Origin of the sequence: Microbacterium sp. NPDC057659 (assembly GCF_042799915.1) — a bacterium.
Taxonomy (GTDB): Bacteria; Actinomycetota; Actinomycetes; order Actinomycetales; family Microbacteriaceae; genus Microbacterium.
This window is the reverse complement of sequence record NZ_JBHVHU010000001.1, coordinates 493,135-517,280: the sequence shown is the minus strand read 5'-3', so window position 1 is coordinate 517,280 and position 24,146 is coordinate 493,135. Positions and strand designations below refer to the sequence as shown.

Below are 24,146 nucleotides of genomic sequence, written 5' to 3'. Positions count from 1 at the left end.
GGCTCGGACGTCTGTGTGATCGTGCTCAATACAACCACGCCGTCCTGTGAGCAATGCCCGCAGGACGGCGTGTTTCGCTCTGCGCGTACTGAACCGTTACCGCGCTCGGCGGTGGGGGAGTGTCGGCCGAGTCAGGAGTCGATCGGCGAATAGAATCGAGGATTGTGACCGCCGAGTATTCCGCCCATCATCTGCAGGTCCTCGAAGGGCTCGAAGCAGTGCGCAAGCGCCCCGGCATGTACATCGGGTCGAACGGCTCGCCGGGCCTCATGCACTGCCTCTGGGAGATCATCGACAACGCGGTGGACGAGGCGGTCGCGGGCAACGGCACGAAGATCGACATCTTCCTGCACTCGGACGGCAGCGTCGAAGTGCACGACCGAGGCCGCGGCATCCCCGTCGATGTCGAACCGCGCACCGGTCTGACCGGCGTCGAGGTGGTCTTCACCAAGCTGCACGCCGGCGGCAAGTTCGGTGGCGGCTCCTACGCGGCATCCGGTGGTCTGCACGGTGTCGGCGCCTCCGTCGTGAACGCTCTCTCCGAGCGACTCGACGTCGAGGTCGACCGCGGCGGCAAGACCTATGCCATGTCGTTCCGTCGGGGGGAGCCCGGAATCTTCGCCGACTCCGGGACTGAGAAGCGCCCGGACGCACCGTTCACCCCGTTCCAGGAGAAGAGTGAACTGCGCATCGTCGGCAAGGCGCCCAAGGGCGCCACCGGCACCCGCATCCGCTATTGGGCCGACCGGCAGATCTTCACGAAGGATGCCGCGTTCCAGCTCGGAGAGCTGGAGAATCGCGCGCGTCAGACCGCGTTCCTCATCCCAGGACTCGAACTGGTGGTCCGCGACGACCGCGCCGACGAGATGAACGAGACCTCGTACCACTACGAGGGCGGCATCTCGGAGTTCGTGGAGTACCTCGCCGCCGACGCGCCGGTGACCGACACCTGGCGTATCCAGGGCGAGGGCACGTTCAAGGAGACCGTGCCCGTGCTGCAGGCCGACGGTCACATGGTCGCCACCGAGGTCGAGCGCGTCTGCGCCGTCGACATCGCGCTGCGCTGGGGCACCGGCTACGACACGACCACCCGGTCCTTCGTGAACATCATCGCCACGCCGAAGGGCGGAACCCACCAGCAGGGCTTCGAACAGGAGCTGCTGAAGTCGCTCCGCAGCCAGGTCGAGCAGAACGCTCGCCGGCTGAAGGCGGGCAACGACAAGCTCGAGAAGGACGACGTGCTGGCCGGGCTCACCGCGGTGCTCACCGTGAACCTGCCCGAGCCGCAGTTCGAGGGACAGACCAAGGAGGTGCTCGGCACACCTGCCGTGCGCTCGATCGTCGCCCAGGTTGTCCGCAAGGAGCTCGCCGCGAGGTTCAGCTCCACCAAGCGCGATGACAAGAGCCAGGCCTCTCAGCTGCTCGACAAGGTCGTCGCCGAGATGAAGGCGCGTGTGTCGGCACGCGCGCACAAGGAGACGCAGCGCCGCAAGAGCGCGCTGGAGTCGTCGTCGCTGCCGGCGAAGTTGGTGGACTGCCGCTCCAGTGACGTGACCCAGTCGGAATTGTTCATCGTCGAGGGCGACTCGGCGCTGGGCACAGCCAGGCATGCGCGCAACAGCGAGTTCCAGGCGCTGCTGCCCATCCGCGGCAAGATCCTCAACGTGCAGAAGGCGTCGGTGAGCGACATGCTCGGCAACGCCGAGTGCGCGGCGATCATCACGACGATCGGCGCCGGCTCCGGGCGTACCTTCGACCTCAGCCAGGCGCGGTACGGAAAAGTCATCCTGATGAGTGACGCCGACGTGGACGGCGCGCACATCCGCACCCTCCTGCTCACGCTGTTCTTCCGCTACATGCGTCCGCTCGTCGAGGCCGGCCGCGTGTTCTCCGCCGTGCCCCCGCTGCACCGGGTCATCGTGATGAACCCCGGTTCCAAGCCGAACGAGACGATCTACACCTACTCGGAGGCGGAGCTGCACACGCTGCTGACCAAGCTGCAGAAGTCGGGCAAGCGCTGGCAGGATCCGATCCAGCGGTACAAGGGCCTCGGTGAGATGGACGCCGATCAGCTCGCGAACACGACGATGGAGAAATCCGGCCGGCTGTTGCGCCGCGTCACCGTCGAGGACGCCGAGGCCGCGGATGCCGCGGTGCGCACCTTCGAACTGCTGATGGGCAATGATGTCGCGCCGCGGCGCGAGTTCATCATGAGCTCCAGCGACAGGCTGAGCCGCGAGTCGATCGACGCGTGAGCGAGGTCGTCCCGCCGGCGCGGAGCGAGGTGCGGCTGCGGCCGGCGACCCCCGACGATCTCGAGGAGGTCATCGCGCTCAAGGCCCGCGTCCTACGCGCCGACCTCGATCGTCTGCTCGGCTGGGATCCGGACAAGTCTCGAGCGCGCGTCGTCGAGCACTTCTCGCCGGAGCACAGCTGGATGATCCTGCTCGGCGACGCGACCGCGGGCACGATCACCCTCCGGCCGGAGGGCGAGGACGTCTGGCTCGAGATGTTCTATCTCGACGACCACCACCAGGGGCGCGGGCTCGGCACCGAGGTGCTGAGAACGGTGCTGGCTGAGACGAGCGCGCCGCTGCGCCTGCAGGTGCTGGTCGGCTCGCCCGCCCAGCGGCTCTACGCCCGCCATGGCTTCATCGTCGAGGCCGAGGACGGCGTCGACGTGTGGATGCGGCGAGACCCTTCGGGCCCGGACTCGAGCGGCCGCATCCGTATCGCCGCCTGGGCGGGCCAGGAGGAACTGCTCCGGCAGGCCGCGGACCTGTACGGTCGGGTGTTCGCCGAACCGCCCTACGGCGATGACCCGGACCAGAGCCGGCGATCTTTCGCGGAGCGCGTGACCCGGAACTCGGTCGTCAAACCGGACTTCCGGCTGCTGTTCGCCCTCGAGGGCGCGAGGGTCGTCGGACTCGTGATGGGTGCCGGGATCGCCGAGGGCGACTGGTGGCGCGACCGCATCGCCGGCGTGCTCGATCCGCACGCACGCGACACATGGCTGGGCGACAAGTGCTTCTCGGTGGAGGAGCTCGCTGTGGATCCGGCGCACCGCCGGTCTGGGCTCGCCGGCCTGCTCATGGCCGACGTGCTCACCGGCCTGACCTACGAGACGGCGGTGCTCGGATGCTACGCCGCGGCGCAGGGCGCCCGACGTTTCTACGCGGCGCAGGGCTGGCAGGAGATCGCGGCCGGGCTGCGGATGGGAGACGGCCCGGCGATCGACATCCTGGGGAGCCGACTCGACGGGGCGATGCGGGCCTGACCTCGCCCGAGCCCGCAGCTTCCTTCCCCTGACAGACTGGGGCGATGATCGCACTCGTCTCGGCGCCGTCCAACCTCGGGCTCAGGCCCCCGGAGCGGGGTGCAGTGCCCGGCGCCGCGAAGGCACCGGAGGCGCTGCGTGAAGCCGGACTGCATCAGCGGATGCAACGGGCCGGCGCCGTCGATGCGGGCGTCGTCCTGCCCGGCCGCTACGTCGAGGACGAGGGCAGGGCACCGGGAGCTCCACGAAACCTGGAGGCGATGGTCGTGCACACGCGCCGCCTCGCACAGCGGCTGGTGGCGTTGCGTGCCGAGCAGCGCGTCCCTCTCGTGCTCGGCGGAGACTGCAGCATCCTCCTCGGAGCGGGCCTTGCCTCGCGTGCACTCGGGGGAGGAGGGCTGATCCACCTGGACGGGCACACCGACTTCCGGCATCCGGGGAACGATCCCGCGTGCGGCGCGGTCGCGGGTGAGGACCTCGCCGCCGCGATCGGCCTGCACTCTCCCGAGCTCAGCGACATCGACGGGCTCGGCCCGTACTTCGAACCCGGGCGCACCGCCCACCTCGGATGCAGGGACGACGACGAGCACGTCCGGGAGGTCGCCGACACGATCGCCGCCGCCGTCCCCGCAGCCGAGGTCCTCCGCGACGGCACTGGGCCGGCCGTGGCGCGGCTGCTGAGCGCGGTGGAACTCGAGCGCGGGTTCTGGCTGCATCTGGACGCGGACGTCCTCGACCTCGCGCACATGCCCGCTGTGGACAGCCCGTCCTCCGGCGGGCTCTCGCCGGAGGAGCTGCGCACTGTTCTCACGGCGCTCGCGCCTCGAGCATGGGGCGCGTCGATCACCTGCTTCGACCCGGACCTCGATCCTGACGGCGTGCACGCGCAGCTGTTGGCGGACCTGATCGTCGAGGGCCTGGGAACACTCGGCGCCGAGCTCGCCGACTAACCGATCGCCGTGCCCACCGAGCCGATGACGGCGTCGAGGGGCTGCCCGGAACCGTCACGCTTCGCACCTGGCTCCGGCAGCTGACGCGCGGCGCCGTCAGCACCGAGCGCACGGGGATCCGTGCCCACCCAGGCCAGACGCAGGCGGTCCTCGCCCTTCAGGAACGCGTGCGCGCGGACTCCACCGGTGGCACGCCCCTTGCCGGGGAACTCCGAGAACAGCGAGACCTTCGCGCGGCCGTTGTCGGTGCCGGCCAGGACGGAATCGGCGCCGGAGACCGTGATCACCACGGCATCCTCTGGCGAGGACACCACGCTGAACGAGATCACCTCGGCACCGCCGCCGAGCTTGATGCCGGCCATGCCGCCTGCGGGGGCGCCCTGCGGGCGCACATTCGAGGCGGCGAAGTGCAGCAGCTGTGCATCGGAGGTCACGAGGACCAGCTCTGCGTCATCGGTCGCAGGTGCGGCGCCCACCACGACGTCCTTCGGCTTCAGGCCGATGATCTCGATCTCGGGCCGCACGGGGATCGCCGACGGGACGATGCGCTTGACCACGCCGTCCTTCGTGCCGAGAGCGAGCGGTGTCTCATCGTCGAAGCGGATCAGGGCGAGCACGCGCTCGGACCGATCCGTGATGCCCAGATAGTCGGCGATGCGCACGCCGGCACCCAGTCCGACGGATGTCGCGGGCACAGCGGGGATGTCGACCGGCGTGAACCGGACGACCCGGCCCCTGCTCGTGACGGCGCCGATCTCGCTGCGCGTCGTGGTCTCGAGCCGCGCGATGATCCCGTCGTGCTTGCTGCGCCGAGCGGGTGTCGCGATCGCGGTCCCCGGCTCCAGGTCCACCCGCACGGCGCGGCCCGTGGTCGACAGCAGCACCGTCGTCGGGGCATCCGCGATCTGCAGCTCTGCCGCCGACTTGGTCTGGCGCTGCTTCGGCGGTGCGGCGTTCAGCAGCAGCGTGCGCCGAGGTGTGCCGAAGGTCTCGGCCACGGCATCCAGCTCCTGCGCCACCTGCGCACGCAGCAGCGCGGGGTCTCCGAGCAGCGTCTCGAGCTCGGCGATCTCGGCCAGCAGCTTGTCCCGCTCGGTCTCGAGCTCGAGGCGGGAGAACTTGGTCAGGCGGCGAAGCCGCAGTTCGAGGATGTACTCGGCTTGGATCTCGTCGAGCTCGAAGACCTGCTGCAGGCGCGTGCGCGCGGTCTCGGAGTCGTCGGACGACCGGATGACCTGGATGACCTCGTCGATGTCGAGGATCGCCAGCAGCAGCCCCCGCACCAGGTGCAGGCGCTCGTTGCGTCGGGCCAGGCGGTACTGGCTTCGACGCGTGACGACCTCGATGCGGTGCGCGAGATAGACGCGCAGCAGCTCCTTGAGGCCGAGCGTGCGCGGCTGCCCCTCGACCAGGGCGACATTGTTGATGGAGAACGAGTCCTCGAGCGGCGTCAGCCGGAACAGCTGCTCCAGCACCGCGGCCGGGTCGAAGCCGGTCTTCACCGTGATGACGAGACGCAGACCGTGCTTGCGGTCCGTGAGGTCCTGCACGTCGCTGATGCCCTGGAGCTTCTTCGCGCCTACGGCGTCCTTGAGCTTCGCGATCACGCGCTCCGGACCGACCTGATAGGGCAGCTCGGTGACGACGATGCCGGTCTTGCGCGGACCGAGTGACTCGATGGAGGTCTTCGCGCGGAGCTTGAACGCGCCACGGCCGTCCGTGTACGCCTCCTTGACCCCGTCCAGTCCCATCAGGATGGCGCCGGACGGGAAGTCCGGCCCGGGCACGAACTCCATCAGATCCTCGGTCGAGGCATCCGGGTTCTCGAGCAGGTGGGTCGCGGCCGCGACGACCTCGATGAGGTTGTGCGGCGCCATGTTCGTCGCCATGCCGACGGCGATGCCGCTGGCGCCGTTGACGAGCAGGTTCGGGAACGCCGCGGGCAGCACGGCCGGCTGCTGGAACTGACCGTCGTAGTTCGGCACGAAGTCCACGACGTCCTCGTCGAGGCTCTCGGTCATCGCCAGGGCGGATGCCGCGAGCCGCGCCTCGGTGTATCGCGAGGCGGCGGGGCCGTCGTCGAGCGATCCGAAGTTGCCGTGGCCGTCGACCAGCGGCACCCGGAGCGCGAAGTCCTGGGCGAGGCGGACGAGGGCGTCGTAGATCGCCGAGTCGCCGTGCGGGTGCAGCTTTCCCATCACCTCGCCGACGACGCGCGCGCTCTTGACGTGGCCGCGGTCGGGACGCAGCCCCATCTCGGCCATCTGATAGAGGATGCGTCGCTGGACGGGCTTCATGCCGTCGCGGGCGTCGGGCAGAGCGCGGGAGTAGATCACCGAGTAGGCGTACTCCAGGAACGATCCCTGCATCTCCTGCGAGAGATCGATGTCCTGAATGCGCTCGTCGACCGGTTCGGGAGGAGTGGATCGGGCCATGTTGTTTTCGGCTGTGACTTCCTGGGCAACGAATTCAGCGCCGTCGCCTGTGAAAGACTGGCGACGATGACTCTCATGCTACCGGCCGGGCCCGCGCAGTCGCGCACCATCGCCGGGGTGGCGCCCGACCTGCTCGCCTCGTTGAGGGGGGAGTCCCAGGTGCTGCGTCCGGTGACCTCGACCGTGCTGATCGTCGTGGACGGTCTCGGGGCGCTTCCCCTGCGCGCGCATGCCGGGCACGCGCGCACACTCACCGCCGCGATGGGGAAGAGGGATGCCGCGGCATCGGTCTTCCCCACGACGACGGCTGCGGCGCTGACGACATTGCTCACCGGCGTGATGCCCGGCGCGCACGGCCTGGTCGGATACCGCGTGCGCGATCCGCATCGCGACGTGCTGGTGAACCAGCTCACCCAGTGGGAGAGCGCGGGGATCGACCCGCTCACCTGGCAGGCGCAGCCGACCGTCTTCGAACGGGCCGTCGCCGCGGGGCACCCGGCGTTCGCCGTGGGCTTCGCCGGCCACGCCCACAGCGGATTCACGCACGCCACGCTGCGCGGGGCGACCTTCGTGCCTGCGGGGCGTCCCGCCGAGCGGGTGGCGATCGCTTGGGATCTCGCAGAGCAGAACCCGGGTGCGCTGGTCTACTGCTATCTGCCCGAGACCGACAAGGCCGGTCACAAGCACGGTGTGGACTCCGCGGAATGGGTCGCCGCCCTCGAGGACGTCGACGCCGCGCTCCGCCCCGCGGTCCCGTCGGGCGTCGGAGTGCTGGTCACCGCCGACCACGGAATGGTCGACGTCCCCGCGCACCGCCAGGTGGTCCTGGACGAGAACGACGGATGGCACGACGGCGTGCGCCACATCGGGGGAGAGCCGCGGATGATGCACGTCTACCTCGAGCCCGACGCGGATGACTCCGACGTCCTCGGCCGGTGGCGCCGCGATCTGGAGGGTCTCGCGGATGTCCTGTCCCGCGAGGAGGCGATCACCGCGGGGCTGTTCGGGCCGGCGGTCTCGGAAGCCGCCCGCGCGCGCATCGGCGACGTGCTCGCCATCGCACGTGGCAACCGCGCGCTCTACGACGGCGCGGCGGAGGATCAGCGCGGACGCACCATGGTCGGCCAGCACGGCGCGCTCACTCCGGAGGAGTGGCAGGTCCCGTACCTGAGGTTCGGCGGCTACGCCGCCTGATCACTCGTCGGTGCGGGCGCCGAAGACGATCTCGTCCCAGGACGGCATGGCTCCGCGGCGCCCGCGACGCGCGCTGCGGTCGGGCTCGGGCTGCTCGACGGGAACGGCGGGCGCCTCATCCTCGTCCTCGAGGGGTTCGAACAGGGCGATGGGTCCTGTCTCGTTCTGGTCCTCGATCTCGCTGTCGTCGAGAGCGGGAGCGGTTTCGCGCTGACCGCGGCGGCGACGCAGCGCCTCGAGCAGGTCGGCGGTCTCCGCGCTGGTCTGGGAGTCCGCGGGGGCGTGTCGCGCCGCGGCATCCTGAACGGCTGCCGGCGCTCGCACCGGGCCGTCGTCCTCGACATCGATCTCGGCGATGTCCGGTGCCGGCACCAGGCGCGGCCCGAATGCGCCGGAGTCGAAGCGGGAGTCGTCCTTGTACGGCGAGGTCTTCTCGTTCTCGACCGCGCGCAGGCGGGGGATGAGTCCCTCAGGCAGGGAGCCCTGGCGGGAGAGCTGGGTGGCGTCGGCGTTCAGCGGGGAGAGCAGGCTGCGGCGAGGATCGAAGCTCCAGCGCGCGTCATGCTCCACGTCCTCCGAGACGAAGGCGAGCTTGACGACCCAGCCGGTCTCCTCCTTCCAGCTGGCCCAGCGCTCGTCGCTGGCACGTGCGTCCGCGAGCTTCGCCCGGATGGCGGAGCCGAAGGTCGGCTGCGCATCGGGCTCGACCTCGCTGCCGATCAGCACGGGCACCGCCAGCGCCTGGCCGACGATGTGCTCGCGCTCCGCGAGGACGGGGCCCTCGAAGCGCTCCACGTCGGAGACGCTCACGCCGAGCAGCTCGGCGACCTCGGTGGCTGAGAGGCCGGCGCGGATCTGGGTCTGGATATCGCGAGGGCTCGCCGCCAGGCGTGCGGGCGCGGCGTCGGCGTCCCTCGACGCACGACGGATCTCGCGATGAAGCAGGTCGTCGATGGGGAGCGCGAAGCGCTCGCCCGACTCGGTCGCGAGCACGAGCACGCCGGACTCAGCGCCGACGATGGTGACGTTTTCCATGCGAATGCCCCTCAGGATGGGTGTGCGTTCATGGTGTCACGGCGCACGCATAGGCCCTGGGAATACGGTGGGCGCGCCGTGAGTTTTCCCGGTCGCGTCCCCGGATATTTGCTAAATCATCCGAGGTCGTGCAAACTATGGCCGCCGCACACCCGACGGTGACCCCACACACCACTGTGAAAGTTGAGATTTCCCGCATGGCAACCGACTACGACGCGCCCCGCAAGAGCGAAGACGACTCCGAGTCGATCGAAGCCCTGAAGGAGCGCGTGCCGGACAATCGTGCCGGCTCCAGCAACGACGAGGACTCGGACAACCCCACCGGGTTCGAGCTTCCCGGTGCGGACCTGTCTGATGTCGAGCTCGACGTCGTCGTGCTCCCCGCTCAGCAGGACGAGTTCACCTGCATGAGCTGCTTCCTCGTGAAGCACCGCTCGCAGCTGGACCACGAGGGCCCCGAGGGCCCGATCTGCAAGGAATGCGCCGCCTGACGGCAGCACGCCCCTCGCGCCCCGATCGTCAGATCGGGGCGCGTTCTGTTTCCCGACGGGCCGCGCTGATGGCCGACGCGAGCCGGTCGGGCGTGCGTGACGAGATCGTCCACGCGCGCACCGGGTCGTCCGGATCCGTGAGGGACACGACGACCACACCGTCGATGCCTCCGCGCAGCAGGTGCCATCCGTCGCGGGGCAGTTCGGGCCCCCTGGCGCGGCGTGCGTCCTCGCCGGTGCGCTGCTCGGCATCCGCCAGCCAGCGCGCGTCGATGTGGGCGCGCCCGGCGCGCAGCACCGTGCCGTCCACCTCGATCACGGGCGAGAGCAGGATGCTGGCGATCACGAGCAGCAGCGACACGACGCCGCCGAGCACGAGTGCGAGCGTCGCACCGATCGGCACGAACACCAGAGCGACCATGGGGCCGGCGAGCGCGATGGTGATCAGCATCCACAGGCTCGGCGTGAGACGCTCCCGATAGCGGGGACGTGTGGCGGGGGTGTTCATCTGCATTAGCCTCGTCAGGTGACCGATTCCGTGGACGTCCCCATTATCGCCGCCCAGGCGCCCGGCTACGCGCATCCGGGTGATGCCGGAGCCGATCTCGTCGCTGCCGAGGCCATCCGCCTGGAGCCGGGGGAGCGGGCCCTCATCGGCACCGGCGTGCGCATCGCGCTGCCGGAGGGCTACGCCGCCTTCGTCGTGCCGCGCAGCGGCCTCGCAGCCAAGCACGGGATCACCGTGGTGAACTCGCCGGGGACGGTCGACGCCGGGTACCGGGGCGAGATCAAGGTGAGTCTGCTCAACACGGACAGCCGGAGCGCGTACGATGTGGCGGTCGGAGACCGCATCGCGCAGCTGATCGTCATGCCCGTGACACGCGCGAACTTCATCCCGATGGACGAACTGCCCGAGAGCGTCCGCGGAGACGGCGGCTTCGGCTCGACCGGGTACACCCAGGGAGAACGATGACTGACAACAACGAGCTCGAGAACGGCGCGGACGCACTCAAGTCCGCCCCCGCCGACCGCGCGACGGCCGGCCCCTTCGACGATTCCGAGGCGAACCCGGTCCGCCCGTACATCGATCTCGGCGGCATCAAGGTGCTGCCCCGTGAGGGTCTGAACCTGCGCCTCGAGGTCGAGGAGCAGTCCAAGCGCATCGTGGCCGTCGGCCTCGACTACGCGGACTCCTCGCTGCAGGTGCAACCGTTCGCCGCGCCGCGCACCCGCGGGCTGTGGGACGAGACCCGTGTGCAGCTGCGCGACCAGATCCGCTCGCAGGGCGGCCGCGCTGAGGAGCGCGAGGGCACGCTCGGCAAAGAGCTTCTCGCGGAGGTTCCCGGCACCGCGGCGGAGGGCTCAGGCCTCCGCCTGGCGCGCTTCGTCGGCGTGGACGGCCCGCGCTGGTTCCTGCGCGGTGTGATCGGCGGAGCCGCGGCATCCGACCCTCAGGCCGCCGAGCAGGTCGAGGACCTGTTCCGCTCGATCGTCGTGGTCCGTGGCGCATCTCCGATGCCGCCGCGGGATCTCATCCCGCTGCGGATGCCCTCCACACCGGGCACGGTGTGAGCGACCGCACCGAACCGGAGGGCGCCGAGCAGGGCGCACCCGCCTCCGACGCGCTGGGCGCGGCCTTCGGGGACGCGGCCCGGCGGATGGGCCTCGACACCGACCAGAGCACGAGCACCGGCCACGTGGTGTGGCGCGCGATGGGCGGATGGCGCGGGGTCATCGAGTCGGTGCTCCCTGGGCTCGTCTTCGTCATCGTCTACACGCTGCGGCCCGAGCCGCTGTGGATCTCACTGGTGAGCTCCGTCGGCCTGGCCGCGGTGTTCACGGCCATCCGGCTGATCCAGCGCTCGCCCTCGAGTGCGGCATTCGGCGGCCTGATCGCCGCCGGCGCTGCCGCGGCCCTCGCGCTGTGGACCGGACGAGGCCAGGACAACTTCGTCCCGGGCTTCATCACCAACGCACTGTACGGATCCGCCTACCTGATCACCGCCCTCGTCGGCTGGTCACTCATCGGCCTGCTGGTCGGCTACCTGATGGGCGACGGCGTCGCCTGGCGCAGGGACAGGCGGAAGCGGCGCACCTTCTTCTGGCTCGGCATCGCATGGGCCGCGGTGTTCTTCGCGCGCCTCGCCGTGCAGCTGCCGCTCTACTTCGCCGGCGACGTCGCGCTCCTCGGCACGCTCAAGATCGTGATGGGGCTGCCGTTGTTCGCCCCGCTCGTCGCCGTCACCTGGCTGGTCGCCCGTGCCTTGTATCCGAAGAACCGCGCGGCCGGCGTGGCAGAGGATCCCGCCTCCGAATAGTGCTAGATTTATCTTGACATCAAGATAAATCTCACGCTTCCGCCAACGCGCGCGGCGGCGCAGACTGGTAAGGCCCGCCTTGCTAGCCATGGCATGTGCACGGCGAGCAAGATGGAGTCGCCTGTCGCTCCCATCCCATAAGAAGGAGACGGATACGTGTCCACGGTGAACAGCTTCGGTGCGAAGAGCACCCTGACAGTCGGCAGCACCGACTACGAGATCTTCCGGATCGACACCGTCGCCGGGCACGAGAAGCTCCCGTTCAGCCTGAAGGTGCTGCTCGAGAACCTGCTCCGCACCGAAGACGGCAAGAACGTCACGAAGGCGCAGATCGAGGCTCTCGGTTCGTGGGATGCCACGGCCGAGCCCAACACCGAGATCCAGTTCACGCCCGCCCGCGTGCTCATGCAGGACTTCACCGGTGTGCCCTGCATCGTCGACCTCGCGACCATGCGCGAGGCCGTCACCGCCCTCGGCGGCGACCCGAGCCGGATCAACCCGCTCTCGCCCGCCGAGATGGTCATCGACCACTCGGTCATCGCCGACCTGTTCGGCTCCGAGAACGCGCTGCAGCGCAACGTCGAGATCGAGTACGAGCGCAACGGCGAGCGCTACCAGTTCCTGCGCTGGGGCCAGACCGCCTTCGACGACTTCAAGGTCGTCCCGCCGGGCACCGGCATCGTGCACCAGGTGAACATCGAGCACCTTGCCAAGGTCATCTACGACCGCACCGTCGGCGGCGTGCTCCGCGCCTACCCTGACACCCTCGTCGGCACCGACTCGCACACCACGATGGTCAACGGCCTCGGCGTGCTGGGCTGGGGCGTCGGCGGCATCGAGGCAGAGGCCGCGATGCTCGGCCAGCCCGTCTCCATGCTGATCCCGCGCGTGGTGGGCTTCAAGCTCACCGGCGACATCCCTGCAGGCGTGACCGCGACCGACGTCGTGCTCACCATCACCGACATGCTGCGCAAGCACGGTGTGGTCGGCAAGTTCGTCGAGTTCTACGGCGCCGGCGTGGCATCCGTGCCGCTCGCCAACCGCGCGACCATCGGCAACATGTCGCCCGAGTTCGGTTCGACCGCCGCGATCTTCCCTGTCGACGACGTGACGCTCGACTACCTGCGCCTCACCGGTCGCACTGAGGAGGCCGTCGCTCTGGTCGAGAGCTACTCCAAGGCTCAGGGCCTGTGGCACGACGCCGCGAACGAGCCGGTCTTCAGCGAATACCTCGAGCTGGACCTGGGCACCGTGGTGCCCTCGATCGCCGGCCCGAAGCGCCCGCAGGACCGCATCCTGCTGTCCGAGGCGAAGGAGCAGTTCGAGAAGGACATCCTGAACTACGCCACGCCGTCGACCAGCGAGGACATCGTCGATCTCGAGTCCAAGCACTCGTTCCCGGCATCGGACCCCGGAGCCGCTCCCGGCGACGAGGAGCCGACCACGCGTCCGGTGCACATCAACAGCGGTGCTCCTGCGCACGCGTCGAAGCCGGTCCCGGTCACCTCGCCCGCCGGTGACAAGTACATCCTGGACAACGGCGCCGTCACGCTGGCCGCGATCACGTCGTGCACCAACACGTCCAACCCGTCGGTGATGGTCGCCGCCGGTCTTGTCGCCCGCAAGGCACTGCAGAAGGGCCTGAAGCAGAAGCCCTGGGTCAAGACCACCCTGGCTCCCGGGTCGAAGGTCGTCACCGACTACTACGAGAAGTCGGGCCTGACCGCCGACCTCGAGGGTCTGGGCTTCTACACCGTCGGCTACGGCTGCACGGTCTGCATCGGCAACTCGGGTCCGCTGATCGACGAGGTCTCGGCCGCCGTCAACGAGCACGACCTGGCCGTGACCGCGGTGCTCTCCGGCAACCGCAACTTCGAGGGGCGCATCAGCCCCGACGTGAAGATGAACTACCTGGCGTCGCCGCCGCTGGTCATCGCCTACGCCCTGGCCGGCTCGATGCACTTCGACTTCGACAACGACGCGCTCGGTCAGGACACCGAGGGCAACGACGTCTTCCTGAAGGACATCTGGCCCACCTCCGAAGAGGTCCAGGAGATCATCGACTCGTCGATCTCGCGCGAGCAGTTCATCAACCAGTACGCCACCGTCTTCGACGGCGACGAGCGCTGGACGAGCCTGCCGACCCCGACCGGTCCGATCTTCGAGTGGGACGACGACTCGACCTACGTGCGCAAGGCGCCGTACTTCGACGGCATGACCATGGAGCTCACCCCGGTCGCCGACATCACCGGCGCACGGGTGATGGCTGCCCTGGGCGACTCGGTCACCACCGACCACATCTCGCCCGCGGGTGCGATCAAGCCGGGCACGCCGGCAGCGCAGTACCTGACCGAGCACGGTGTGGACCGCAAGGACTTCAACTCCTTCGGCTCGCGTCGTGGCAACCACGAGGTGATGATCCGCGGCACCTTCGCGAACATCCGCCTGAAGAACACGCTGGTCAAGGCCGTCAACGACGGTCAGCAGATCGAGGGCGGCTACACCCGCGACTTCACCCAGCCCGGTGGCCCGCAGGCGTTCATCTACGACGCATGCATGAACTACCAGGCGCAGGGGACCCCGCTGGTGGTGCTCGGCGGCAAGGAGTACGGCTCCGGCTCGTCGCGCGACTGGGCGGCCAAGGGCACGAACCTGCTCGGCGTCAAGGCGGTCATCACCGAGAGCTTCGAGCGCATCCACCGCTCAAACCTCATCGGAATGGGCGTCGTCCCGCTGCAGTTCCCCCAGGGCGAGACCTGGGAGTCGCTCGGCCTTGACGGCACCGAGATCATCTCGATCACGGGGCTGACCGCGCTGAACGAGGGCACCACGCCGAAGACCGTCAAGGTCACGGCCACCCCGAGCGAGTTCTCGCCCGAGGGCAAGCAGGTCGTCGAGTTCGACGCCGTGGTGCGCATCGACACCCCCGGTGAGGCGGACTACTACCGCAACGGCGGCATCCTGCAGTACGTGCTGCGTTCGCTGGTCTGATCCACACGCGGTCGCGGGGCCCGGACGGTTCTCCGTCCGGGCCCCGTCCCGTCCCTGCCGGCGTCCAGGTGGCCGGATAGAATATGAGGCGTCCGCGCCACCGCGCGGAACGCCGCACCGAGTCGAAGAGGAGCGTCGATGCCGATCCTGCCGAGCATCACCGGACCCCGAGATCTCGATCGGCTCTCGCCTGAGCAGCTGAACCAGCTGGCCACCGAGATCCGCACGTTCCTCATCGAGAACGTCGCGCGGACCGGCGGGCATCTGGGCCCGAACCTCGGCGTCGTCGAGCTGACGATCGCCCTGCACCGGGTGTTCTCGTCGCCGGACGACCCGATCATCTTCGACACCGGGCACCAGTCCTACGTGCACAAGCTGCTGACCGGCCGCCAGGACTTCAGCGAGCTGCGCTCGCGCGGGGGCCTGGCCGGCTACCCGCAGCGCTCGGAGAGCCCGCACGACGTGGTGGAGTCCTCGCACGCCTCCAGCTCGCTGAGCTGGGCCGACGGCGTCTCACGCGCGCTGACCGCGACGGGACGAGCCGACCGGCACGTCGTCGCGGTCGTCGGCGACGGCGCGCTCACAGGGGGCATGACCTGGGAGGCGCTGAACAACATCTCCGACGACAACGACCGGAACCTGGTCATCGTCGTCAACGACAACGGTCGCTCCTACGCGCCGACGATCGGCGGGATGTCGCGCTACCTGAACCGTGTCCGCACAGCCGCGGCCTACCGTGACCTTCACCACAAGTCGGACCGCCTGTTCCGCGCGTTCGGCCCGTTCGGGCGCGCGCTGTTCCGCGGCGTCCGCGGCGGCACGCACGGCTTCCTCAGTCGGTTCACGAACAACGCGGCCCTGTACTCGAACCTCGACATCAAGTACCTCGGCCCGGTGGACGGTCACGACATCGCGGCCCTGCAGGAGACGCTGCAGCTCGCCAAGGGCTTCGGGGCACCGGTCATCGTGCACGTCATCACCGAGAAGGGGCGCGGCTATCAGCCCGCCCTCGACGACGAGGCCGACCAGTTCCACTCCGTGGGGCGCATCGACCCGAAGACGGGCGGCTCACTGGCGAAGTCGTCCGGCCATGCGTGGACGGATGTGTTCGCCGATGCACTGGTCGATGTCGGCTCCCGGCACGACGATGTCATCGCGATGACCGCGGCGATGCTGCGCCCGACCGGACTCGCTCCCTTCGCGGAGCGCTTCCCCGACCGGGTCTACGACGTGGGCATCGCCGAGCAGCACGCGGTGGCATCCGCCGCCGGACTCGCCTTCGGCGGCCTGCATCCGGTGGTCGCGATCTACGCGACGTTCATGGGCCGCGCGCTCGACCAGGTGCTGATGGACGTCGGCCTGCACAAGGCGGGTGTGACGTTCGTGCTCGACCGAGCGGGCGTGACCGGTCCGGACGGTCCCAGCCACCACGGCATCTGGGATCTGTCGATGCTGCAGATCGTCCCCGGCATCCGCATCGCCGCGCCGCGCGACGGCGCGCGGCTGCAGGAGGTGCTGGAGGAGGCCGTGGCCGTCGACGACGCGCCCACCGTCATCCGATACCCGAAGGGCGCCGCGCCGGACGACATCCCGGCTCTGGAGCGCCTGCAGGACGGCGTCGACGTCCTGGCCCGCGACGAGACAGAGGACGTGCTGCTGATCGGCATCGGCCCGTTCGCGTCGATGGCGCTGGACGTCGCACAGCGACTGCGGGCGCAGGGCATCGGCGCGACCGTGATCGACCCGCGCTGGGCGATCCCGGTGCAGCCGTCGATCGTCGAGCTCGCCGCTCGGCACCGTCTGGTGATCACCATGGAGGACGGCATCCGCGTCGGCGGCATCGGCACGCGTGTGCGTCAGGTGCTGCGCGAGGCCGGCGTGGACACCGCCGTCGACGAGCTCGGCGTGCCGGATGCGTACATCGATCACGCCTCGAGGGAGCAGATCCTCGAGGACGCCGGTCTCACCGCGCCGAAGATCGCGCACGACGTCGTCGCGCAGGTGCTCGGCCGGCGCGTGCCGATGGCACGCCAGACCGGCGAGACCGGTGCGATCGAGCTGCCGCTGAACCCGAACCTGCGCTGAGACAGGCGGGGCGCCCCGCTCAGGCGGCGGGGTCGCTCGGCAGGTTCACGGGCGCGGGCTCGGGACGCTTCGCCTCGACGTCGTCGCCTGAGGACTGGTGCCGCAGCCGGCGGAGCACCCAGGGCACCAGATGCTCTCGCGCCCAGCCGATGTCCTCGGCCCGGGCCGCGCGCCAGGTGCGCGCCGGCACGGGATCGGGCTGCATGGCCTGCAGATCGTTGGGGACGTTCAGCGCGCGCAGCACCATCCGCGCGATCTCATGGTGGCCGAGCGCGTTGTAGTGCAGGCGGTCGTCATCGAAGAAGCGAGGATCCTGCACGACTTTCAGCGCCCACTGATCGGCGACGATGCAGTCGTACCGGTCCGCGATCGCGCGGACGTTCTCGTTGTAGATCGCCACCTTGCCGCGGAACGGGCGGAACACCGGGGTGAAGCCGGTGTCGATGCCGGTGAACAGCACCACGGCCGCGCCACTCGCGGAGAGCCGGGCGACTGCGCCGTCGAGCTGACTGGCGATGTCATCGGGATCGGTTCCGGGGCGGATCACGTCATTGCCGCCCGCACAGATCGAGATGAGGTCCGGCTTCAGCGCCACAGCGGGCTCGATCTGGTCGGCCACGATCTGCGCGATGAGCTTGCCGCGCACCGCGAGGTTCGCGTAGGCGAAGTCGTCGACCTGCTGCGCGAGCACTTCGGCAGTGCGGTCCGCCCACCCGCGGTGTCCGCCTGGCACGTTCGGATCGGGATCGCCGATGCCCTCGGTGAACGAGTCGCCGATGGCGACGAACCGGTGCCACGGATGTGCGCCTTCGTTGGCGATGAACGGGGTGCGGGTCGAATCCTGGTCGGCCATCGAACTCTCCTTCGCGCAGAGCGCACCCTGGTCTGCCGGACGCGCCGCATGCGAGCCTACCGGGTGCGCGGGCGATGTCGGCAGGCTCGGCTATCGTTGAGGGAATGCTCTCCCCGTCATTCCCACAGCGTGCTCCGTGGGGAACGGCGGACAAACTGCGCGCCTGGCAGCGTGAGGCGCTGGAGGACTACTTCCAGCGCGATCAGCGTGATTATCTCGTCGCGGCGACCCCCGGCGCGGGTAAGACGACCTTCGCGCTGACGCTGGCGGTGGAACTGCTGCGGATGGGCGAGGTGAACCGTGTCATCGTGGTCGCCCCGACGGAGCACCTGAAGACGCAGTGGGCCGATGCCGCCGCCCGTGTGCACATCCGCCTCGATCCGCGGTTCCGCAACAGCCACTGGGCGCCCGCGCGGCACTATCACGGCGTGGTCGTCACCTATGCGCAGGTCGCCGCGAAGTCCTCCGTGCACCGGCACCTCACCGAGGATGCGAAGACGCTCGTGATCCTCGACGAGGTGCACCACGGCGGCGACGCACTGAGTTGGGGCGACGCCATCCGCGACGCCTACGGCCCCGCGAAGCGCCGGCTGCTGCTGTCCGGAACGCCCTTCCGCAGCGACACCGCACCGATCCCGTTCGTGGAGTATCACCCGGACGAGTCCGGATCGCGCGTCTCGGTCACCGACTACCGGTACGGCTACGGCCGCGCGCTGGCCGACGGTGTCGTCCGCCCGGTGCTGTTCCACATGTACTCCGGAAAGATGACCTGGCGCACCAGCGCCGGCGACGAGCTCGAGGCGCATCTGGGGCAGGACAACACCAAGGACATCACCTCGCAGGCCTGGCGCACCGCGCTCGACCCCGAGGGCGCGTGGATGCCGGCGGTGCTGTCGGCCGCGGATCGCCGGCTGACCGAGATCCGCCATCACGTGCCGGATGCCGGTGGGCTGGTGCTCGCGACCGATCAGACCGTCGCACGCGCCTACGCGAAGATCCTGCACAGCATCACGGGCGAGCAGCCCACGATCGTGCTCTCGGACGACGCCTCGGCGTCTGAGCGGATCGAGAAGTTCAGCGAGAACGACCGCCGATGGATGGTCGCAGTGCGCATGGTGTCGGAAGGCGTCGACGTGCCGCGGCTCGCGGTCGGCGTGTACGCGACGTCGTCATCCACACCGCTGTTCTTCGCGCAGGCGATCGGCCGCTTCGTGCGCGCGCGGCGCCGTGGCGAGGCCGCCAGCGTGTTCCTGCCCAATGTGCCGGTGCTGATGACCCTCGCGAACGAGATGGAGCGTCAGCGCGACCATGCACTGGACCGCCGGGACAAGGACGACGACGGTCTCGACGACTCGCTGCTCGAGAGTGCGAATCGCGAGGATGAGGCATCCGACGCCCTCACCCAGGAGTTCAGCTATCAGGCGATCTCCTCCATCGCGCACTTCGACAGGGTGGTGTTCGAGGGCAAGGACTTCGGCCAGCTGGCCGAACCGGGTTCGCTCGAGGAGGAGGAGTTCATCGGCCTTCCCGGCCTTCTGGAGCCCGAGCACGTGCACGAGCTGCTCATGCAGCGGAGTGCTCGCCAGTCCAAGCTGCGCGAGGCCCGCGAAGCCCAGGCCGGCCCTGAGGCGACCACGACGCTGCCCGCACCGCTGCATCGCACACTGCGCGAGCAGCGGCAGCTCCTGAACAGCCTGGTCGGCCTGTATGCCAGACAGAGCGGCGAGCCGCACGGCGCGGTGCACGCCGAGCTGCGCCGGGTGTGCGGCGGCCCTGCCGTCGCCCAGGCCACGGTGACGCAGCTGCAGGCACGCATCGAAGTGCTCCGCAAGCGGGTCCGGTCCTGAGCCCAGAGCCCAGTGACGGGACGACGCTTCGGGCGCCCGAAATGCTCTGAATCCGCGGATCCGTGCGGTTCTGCGGCCGCCCCACGGATAGCGTGGGGTGTTCCCTTTCGACCGGAGGTTCCATGACCGCGCCCGCTCCCGTGCCCACAGCCGCTGACAGGAAGCGCTGGGCGCGCTACCTCGTCGAGGAGCGTGCGGAGGGTGCCGTGTACCTCGGTCTCGCGGGCCGTCGCACCGGGGAGGAGCGGCAGATTCTGCTGTCCCTCGCCGAAGCGGAGCGCCGGCACGAGCAGCACTGGCTCGACCTGCTGGGGGAGGAGCCCGCGAAGCTGCCGCGCGCAGGAGTCCGCTCCCGGATGCTCGGCTGGATGGCGAAGCGGTTCGGGTCGATCTTCGTGCTGGCGCTGGCCCAGTCCGCGGAGGCCCGCTCGCCCTACGACACCGAGGTGTACGCCACTCCCGCCATGCGCGCAGACGAGAAGGTGCATCACGAGGTGGTCCGGGGGCTGGCGGCACGCGGCCGCCGCCGGCTGTCCGGCTCGTTCCGCGCGGCGGTCTTCGGCGCCAACGACGGCCTGGTGTCCAACCTCGCCCTGGTCCTCGGCATCGGCGCGACCGGCGTCAGCGGCGGGTTCGTGCTGTTCAGCGGCATCGCCGGTCTGCTGGCCGGCGCGCTGTCGATGGGCGCGGGGGAGTTCGTCTCCGTGCGCTCGCAGCGCGAGCTGCTCGCCGCGACCGAGGACAACGACGACGCGGATGCCACGGCAGGCGACCTCGACATCGACGCGAACGAACTGGCGCTGGTGTACCGCGCCAGAGGCATGGACTCGGACGATGCGCTGCAGCGCGCGGAGCGCATCGTGCGCGCCGCCCAGGCCGGCGTCCGCCGCTCTGCGACGGGACCGATCGGGGTGCACTCGCCGGGCGAGGACCATGAGATCGTGGGCAGCGCCTGGACCGCCGCCGTCTCCAGCTTCCTGCTGTTCGCCTCCGGCGCGATCATCCCGGTGCTGCCGTGGATCTTCGGACTGCAGGGTACGACGGCTGTCGTCGTCGCCCTGGTGCTCGTGGGAATCGCGCTCCTCAGTACGGGTGCGATGGTCGGCATCCTCTCCGGCGGCCCACCGCTGCGTCGCGGCCTCCGCCAGCTGGCTATCGGATTCGGTGCAGCCGCAGTGACCTACGTGCTCGGGTTGCTGTTCGGCGTCGGAGCGGCCTGAGCGGCTCACCCGTCCGGGATGAGTACCGGGCTGACGACGTCCTTCCGGTGTGAGCATGGTCGCATGATGACCAATCAAGGCTCCATCTCGCCGGAGCAGTACGGACCCGTCGAGCTGAATGTGATCTCGCTGGCGTCGCCGTCTCCCTCACCGGAGCTCCTGCACGCCCTCGCCGCCCAGATCCGTGCGGGCGTCGTGCGCCTGCTCGACTTCGTGGTGGTGTCCAAGAGCGGGAGCGGCGAGGTGAAGTACGAGGAGATCGACGTCGAGGCGTACGAACTCGCCGATCTCGTCGTGCACCTGCCCGGCCTGGCCGGTGAGGATGACCTCGCCGAGCTCGCCGAAGGGATCCCGGCCGGTGGCGCAGCCGCGGTCGTCGCCTTCGAACTGCTCTGGGCGCGCGAGCTCGCCGAGCAGCTCGCGGAGGACGGCAGCGTCGTCATCGCGACGGAGCGCATCCCCGCACCCGTCGTGAACACCATCGTGGGAATGGCCTCGGGCGACTAACCCGGGAGAGGAACAGCATCATGATCAGACGTGTGGGACGCCCGGGACTCGTCGGACTCGCAGCACGGACCGCGGTCGTCGCCGGCACGGCGAACGCCATGGAGAACCGCCAGATGAACAAGCGCGCCGCGGCCGCCGAGCAGCAGCAGGCAGCCGCCGCGCACCAGCAGCGGCAGATGGATCAGGCCGCGCAGGCCGCCGTGGCGGCGCAGGCAGCAGCAGCCCCGGTGCCGGCCCCCGTCGCCGCGGCTGCGGCCGCTCCTGCGGTCGACGTCACCGGGCAACTGCTGAAGCTCGCCGATCTGCACAGCGCGGGTGTGCTCTCGGACGACGAGTTCGCAGCGGCGAAGGCGAAGCTCCTGGGCTGACCCGGGCCGCCGAGTCACCACCGCGAGGCGGTCAGGCGTAAAGTCTGACCGCCTCGCGTCGTGAGGCGACTCCGAGCTTCCGGTAGATGGCACGCTGATGGGTCTTGACCGTGTTGATCGAGACGCCCATCGCATCGGCGATCTCCTGCATCGTCCGGCTGCTGCGCAGGTTCGAGAACACCTCGCGCTCGCGCTCGGACAGGGACTGCAGCGGGCCGTCTGCTTCGCGCGGCGCGAGGCTCGCGGTGAGGAACGCCTCGTACAGGGTGCCCCACGACAGATGCTCGGCGAGCATCTGTCGCGCATCGAGCCCGCCTGCTGAGAACGGGCGCCGCAGATCCTCGGGTGCGGCGATCTCGAGCGCCTGCTCGACGAGCCCGCGGGCCTGGCCCCGGCGATCCTCCCGCCACACGACGACGGCCTCGGCGAGCAGCCTCGAGACGCGAACATACGAGATCGACTCGAAGGGCTCGATCCGGCGCAGCATCTGCAGCGCCTGGCGTGAGTTCCCGGAGCGGGAGGCGATCCCGGCGAGAACGACGGTGATCAGCGGGAGATCCGTCGCGTTCTCGTACAGGGCGACGATCTTCAGAGCGAGCTCGCGGCGACCCGCGGCCTCGTTCAGCGCGGCGAACGAGGCGTGCCGGAACGCCTGCCACTCCACGCCCTGGAGCATCTCGGTAGGGAGGCCCTGCACCTCACGCGCGGCACGCTGACACGACTGTGCGTCACGGGACGCCGCAGCGGCGAAGGCGTAGACCAGACGCGCCGCACCCGGGAACGAGATCGCCGATCCTCCGCTCCGGATCGCCCGTTGCGCGGCGGCGATCGCCTGCGGCTGGTCATCTCGCCAGTAGGCGGCGAATGCGGCCGCCGTCGCCGCGCTCCCACCCGCGTAGCTCGACCAGGAGCCTTCGTCGATGAACTCCAGGCGCTGGGCGAGCACCTCATCGGCGTCGTGCAGCCGGCCCGCCCAGGCCAGCGCGTGCGCGAGGTGCCCGAGCGAACGGCGCGCCAGGGTGTGGTCACCCACGGCAGCGGCGTCGGTCGCCGCTGTGGCGAAGAGCTGGACCATCAGCCCGGGTGCGGTGCGCTGCCGCAACTCGCTCCAGCCCAGCAGGTACTGCAGCGCGGCGCGGTCTCCGAGATCGATGCGGTCGGGTGACTCGAGCTGCGCACGCACCGTGGCGATCGCGGACGCGAGTTCGGTGCGGTCGTCGATGAGGAACAGGCGGGCGCGGGCCCTCACATCCTCGAATCCGTGGACTTCCTCCTGCGCGCCCCGAGCGTCGGCGCGCGCCGCGAGCATCATCGCGACGTCGCGATGTCCGATGACGTCCTGCGCGCATGCCCTGATCATGAGGATCCGCGGATCATCCGCGTGCGGGAGCGGCAGCGAAGCGCACCATCGATCGAGAGCACCGGCCTGGGAGCCCACGACGAGTCGGGTCCAGCCGGCGAGGACCGTCCGCACCGCGGCATCCGCGTCTCCGGCCCGGACCCAGTACCTCGCGGACGCGAGCGGATCCTCGGCCGCCAGATGCGCCGCCGCCGCACGGAGGATCGTGCGACGCCGCTCCGGATCGCGCTGCTCCAGAATCCGCTCGCACTGACTCGAGAAGACGTCATGCCAGCGATACATCGGCCCTGTCGCGGTCTCGAAGCGATCCAGGAAGAGACCCATCTGCACACAGCGCTCGAGCAGTCCGCCGGCGCCGGGCTCGCCGGTGATGCTCGCCGCGAGGTCCGGAGTGAGTGTCGAGCACAGCGCCGCGCTGCGGGCGAACTGCTCGATCTCATCGGGAAGGGCTCCGAGCACGTGCACGTCGATGTAGCGACGCAGTACGGCGTCCTGACTGTGTGCGACGTGATCCGGGCGCGCCTTCGCCAGCTGCACGGCGCGCACGGCGATCGGCCATCCGCCGGTCTGCTCCAGGATCGTCTCGGCCGTGAACGGATGTCTCTGCTCCGCCTGAAGACCCTCGACCTCGCTCATGTCGAAGGCGAGGTCGTGGGCGCGGAGTACAGCGTCCGGGGACTGCAGCACGAGACGGCTCAGGGCGATCTCGACGTAGCTGTTGCCTACCACGACGATGCGCAGCGCGTCGCAGGCCCCCTCGAGAAGCGCACCGAGCAGGCCTGTGCCCAGTTCGTCCTCGGCACGATGGGCATCGTCGATCACGAGGTGGATCGGTTCTTCGACATCGACCAGCGCCTCGGCGAGAAGGTCGAAGGATGCCGCGGGCGCCAGGTCCGCCACATCGAATGACAGCAGCCGTGTCAGATCCTGGCGTGCTGTGGAGCGCGCCAGCCCCTGCAGGGCGAGCACGGCGCTCGCACCGAGGGTCCCGCCATCGGCGTCGAACGGTCCGAGGGTCAGCCAGGCGACGTTCCCGTCGTGCGTGGCCGCCCACTCCGCCACCGCCGATGTCTTGCCGTACCCGCTCGGTGCGATCACCATCGCCGTCGGATGGGACGCCGTCATCCTGTCCAGCATCGCCGCCAGCCGGGGGCGCGCAAGATGTCCGCTCTGGGGGGAGGGCGGGCGGAAGCGGTAGGCACGCAACGATGCGAC

General features: G+C 69.7%; 19 protein-coding genes. 14 read left to right on the top strand and 5 right to left on the bottom strand.

What is annotated here, in order from left to right; genetic code table 11:
- The first annotated feature begins 164 nt into the window (after nucleotides 1-164).
- Genes ACFVAE_RS02525 through ACFVAE_RS02515 form a run of 3 tightly spaced genes read left to right on the top strand, consistent with a single transcriptional unit; the run spans nucleotide 165 to nucleotide 4,227 of the window.
- The gene (locus ACFVAE_RS02525) at nucleotides 165-2,255 is read left to right on the top strand and encodes a type IIA DNA topoisomerase subunit B (RefSeq protein WP_378887558.1); all 2,091 of its coding nucleotides are present in this window, start codon (nucleotides 165-167) and stop codon (nucleotides 2,253-2,255) included.
- Nucleotides 2,252-3,277 carry a GNAT family N-acetyltransferase gene (locus tag ACFVAE_RS02520; RefSeq protein WP_378887556.1) on the top strand — a complete coding sequence of 342 codons (1,026 nt, stop codon included), beginning with the start codon at nucleotides 2,252-2,254 and terminating at the stop codon, nucleotides 3,275-3,277. The genes ACFVAE_RS02525 and ACFVAE_RS02520 overlap by 4 nt, the downstream gene beginning before the upstream one ends.
- Before the next feature lie 44 nt (nucleotides 3,278-3,321).
- A complete protein-coding gene (locus ACFVAE_RS02515) occupies nucleotides 3,322-4,227 on the top strand; it encodes an arginase family protein (protein ID WP_378887554.1) in 906 nt (301 codons plus the stop codon).
- Here the strand turns inward: ACFVAE_RS02515 and ACFVAE_RS02510 are convergent.
- Nucleotides 4,224-6,662, bottom strand: coding sequence for a DNA topoisomerase (ATP-hydrolyzing) subunit A (locus ACFVAE_RS02510; protein ID WP_378887552.1), 2,439 nt, complete (start codon nucleotides 6,660-6,662; stop codon nucleotides 4,224-4,226). The two genes, ACFVAE_RS02515 and ACFVAE_RS02510, sit on opposite strands and share 4 nt — an antisense overlap.
- A 66-nt stretch (nucleotides 6,663-6,728) precedes the next feature.
- On the opposite strand from ACFVAE_RS02510, the gene ACFVAE_RS02505 reads away from it, so the two are divergent.
- Nucleotides 6,729-7,856 carry an alkaline phosphatase family protein gene (locus ACFVAE_RS02505; RefSeq protein ID WP_378887550.1) on the top strand — a complete coding sequence of 376 codons (1,128 nt, stop codon included), beginning with the start codon at nucleotides 6,729-6,731 and terminating at the stop codon, nucleotides 7,854-7,856.
- Here ACFVAE_RS02505 and sepH read toward each other — a convergent pair whose 3' ends face one another.
- The gene (gene sepH / locus ACFVAE_RS02500) at nucleotides 7,857-8,891 is read right to left on the bottom strand and encodes a septation protein SepH (protein WP_378887548.1); all 1,035 of its coding nucleotides are present in this window, start codon (nucleotides 8,889-8,891) and stop codon (nucleotides 7,857-7,859) included.
- A gap of 197 nt (nucleotides 8,892-9,088) precedes the next feature.
- Between sepH and ACFVAE_RS02495 the strand changes: the two genes are divergently transcribed.
- A complete protein-coding gene (locus ACFVAE_RS02495) occupies nucleotides 9,089-9,382 on the top strand; it encodes a DUF4193 domain-containing protein (protein WP_378859659.1) in 294 nt (97 codons plus the stop codon).
- A 28-nt stretch (nucleotides 9,383-9,410) separates the two neighbouring features.
- On the opposite strand, the gene ACFVAE_RS02490 is transcribed toward ACFVAE_RS02495, so the two are convergent.
- A complete protein-coding gene (locus tag ACFVAE_RS02490; RefSeq protein WP_378887546.1) occupies nucleotides 9,411-9,890 on the bottom strand; it encodes a DUF3093 domain-containing protein in 480 nt (159 codons plus the stop codon).
- Between the two features lie 18 nt (nucleotides 9,891-9,908).
- Between ACFVAE_RS02490 and dut the strand changes: the two genes are divergently transcribed.
- From dut to dxs, 5 genes are all read left to right on the top strand, one after another.
- Nucleotides 9,909-10,355 carry a dUTP diphosphatase gene (gene dut / locus ACFVAE_RS02485; RefSeq protein WP_378887544.1) on the top strand — a complete coding sequence of 149 codons (447 nt, stop codon included), beginning with the start codon at nucleotides 9,909-9,911 and terminating at the stop codon, nucleotides 10,353-10,355.
- Nucleotides 10,352-10,954 (top strand): DUF3710 domain-containing protein, encoded by a 603-nt coding sequence (locus ACFVAE_RS02480; RefSeq protein ID WP_378887542.1) that lies wholly within the window; start codon nucleotides 10,352-10,354, stop codon nucleotides 10,952-10,954. Before dut ends, ACFVAE_RS02480 begins: the two co-directional genes overlap by 4 nt.
- Nucleotides 10,951-11,700, top strand: coding sequence for a DUF3159 domain-containing protein (locus ACFVAE_RS02475; RefSeq protein ID WP_378887540.1), 750 nt, complete (start codon nucleotides 10,951-10,953; stop codon nucleotides 11,698-11,700). The genes ACFVAE_RS02480 and ACFVAE_RS02475 overlap by 4 nt, the downstream gene beginning before the upstream one ends.
- A gap of 156 nt (nucleotides 11,701-11,856) precedes the next feature.
- Nucleotides 11,857-14,691, top strand: coding sequence for an aconitate hydratase (locus ACFVAE_RS02470; protein ID WP_378887538.1), 2,835 nt, complete (start codon nucleotides 11,857-11,859; stop codon nucleotides 14,689-14,691).
- A 138-nt stretch (nucleotides 14,692-14,829) separates the two neighbouring features.
- The gene (dxs, locus tag ACFVAE_RS02465) at nucleotides 14,830-16,776 is read left to right on the top strand and encodes a 1-deoxy-D-xylulose-5-phosphate synthase (protein ID WP_378887536.1); all 1,947 of its coding nucleotides are present in this window, start codon (nucleotides 14,830-14,832) and stop codon (nucleotides 16,774-16,776) included.
- 19 nt (nucleotides 16,777-16,795) lie between these two features.
- Here dxs and ACFVAE_RS02460 read toward each other — a convergent pair whose 3' ends face one another.
- Nucleotides 16,796-17,629, bottom strand: coding sequence for an SGNH/GDSL hydrolase family protein (locus ACFVAE_RS02460; RefSeq protein WP_378887534.1), 834 nt, complete (start codon nucleotides 17,627-17,629; stop codon nucleotides 16,796-16,798).
- A gap of 74 nt (nucleotides 17,630-17,703) precedes the next feature.
- On the opposite strand from ACFVAE_RS02460, the gene ACFVAE_RS02455 reads away from it, so the two are divergent.
- The 4 genes from ACFVAE_RS02455 to ACFVAE_RS02440 all read left to right on the top strand — a co-directional run bounded on the left by ACFVAE_RS02455 (nucleotide 17,704) and on the right by ACFVAE_RS02440 (nucleotide 21,571).
- Complete coding sequence (locus ACFVAE_RS02455) at nucleotides 17,704-19,476, top strand: DEAD/DEAH box helicase (RefSeq protein WP_378887532.1); 1,773 nt, start codon at nucleotides 17,704-17,706, stop codon at nucleotides 19,474-19,476.
- A 122-nt stretch (nucleotides 19,477-19,598) separates the two neighbouring features.
- Entirely contained in the window at nucleotides 19,599-20,696 is a 1,098-nt protein-coding gene (locus tag ACFVAE_RS02450) for a VIT1/CCC1 family protein (protein WP_378887530.1), read from the top strand.
- 63 nt (nucleotides 20,697-20,759) lie between these two features.
- Entirely contained in the window at nucleotides 20,760-21,203 is a 444-nt protein-coding gene (locus ACFVAE_RS02445) for a DUF6325 family protein (RefSeq protein ID WP_378887528.1), read from the top strand.
- Nucleotides 21,204-21,223: 20 nt separating this feature from the next.
- Nucleotides 21,224-21,571: an SHOCT domain-containing protein gene (locus ACFVAE_RS02440; protein WP_378887526.1), complete on the top strand. Its 348-nt coding sequence runs from the start codon at nucleotides 21,224-21,226 to the stop codon at nucleotides 21,569-21,571.
- Nucleotides 21,572-21,602: 31 nt separating this feature from the next.
- On the opposite strand, the gene ACFVAE_RS02435 is transcribed toward ACFVAE_RS02440, so the two are convergent.
- Complete coding sequence (locus ACFVAE_RS02435) at nucleotides 21,603-24,056, bottom strand: LuxR C-terminal-related transcriptional regulator (RefSeq protein ID WP_378887524.1); 2,454 nt, start codon at nucleotides 24,054-24,056, stop codon at nucleotides 21,603-21,605.
- Between the last annotated feature and the right edge of the window lie 90 nt (nucleotides 24,057-24,146).